1 protein-coding gene is annotated in these 794 nt (G+C 66.4%); it reads left to right on the top strand.

All coding sequences use genetic code 11. The features are described from left to right. Window positions 1-794, top strand: a 794-nt coding sequence (locus QPR87_RS23540; RefSeq protein ID WP_285051572.1) for an ABC transporter permease, incomplete at both ends; no start/stop codon positions are given.

Raw genomic sequence — 794 nt, forward strand, 5'->3', positions numbered from 1 at the left:
ATCGTGGTGGTGATCCCGCTGAGCTTCAACGCCGAGCCCTATTTCACCTTCACCGACCGGATGCTGTCCTTCGACCCGGACGGCTATTCGCTGCGCTGGTACGACAGCCTGCTGACCTTCGGCATGGCGCGGCCGGACGCGCCGCGCGACCTGAGCTGGTGGGCGGATGCCTGGCGGAACGCGAAATGGGTGAATGCGGCGAAAAGCTCGATCATCATCGGCTTTTTCTCGACCATCCTGGCCACGGTGCTGGGCACGCTGGCGGCGCTGGGGCTGTCGCGGCCCGAGATGCCGTATCGCCGGGCGATCATGGCGGTGCTGATCTCGCCGATGATCGTGCCGATCATCATCACCGCGACGGGGATGTTCTTCTTCTACTCGAACCCCTGCGAGCCCCTGACCTGGATCGGCCTGGACCCGCAATGCGGCCGGCTGGCGGGCACCTATCTGGGGGTGATCCTGGCCCATGCCACGCTGGGCATTCCCTTCGTGATCATCACGGTGACGGCGACGCTGATCGGCTTCGACCAGTCGCTGAACCGGGCGGCGGCGAGCCTGGGGGCGAACCCGCGCACGACCTTCTTCCGCATCACCATGCCCCTGATCCTGCCCGGGGTGATCTCGGGGGCGCTGTTCGCCTTCGTGACCTCCTTCGACGAGGTGGTGGCGGTGCTGTTCATCGCCGGGCCGGACCAGCAGACCATCCCGCGCCAGATGTGGAACGGCATCCGCGAGCAGATCTCGCCCGCCATCCTCGCCGTCGCCACGCTGCTGGTCATCTTCTCCATCGCGCT

The sequence above is a fragment of the Paracoccus sp. SSJ genome, assembly GCF_030234105.1.
Taxonomy (GTDB): Bacteria; Pseudomonadota; Alphaproteobacteria; order Rhodobacterales; family Rhodobacteraceae; genus Paracoccus; species Paracoccus denitrificans.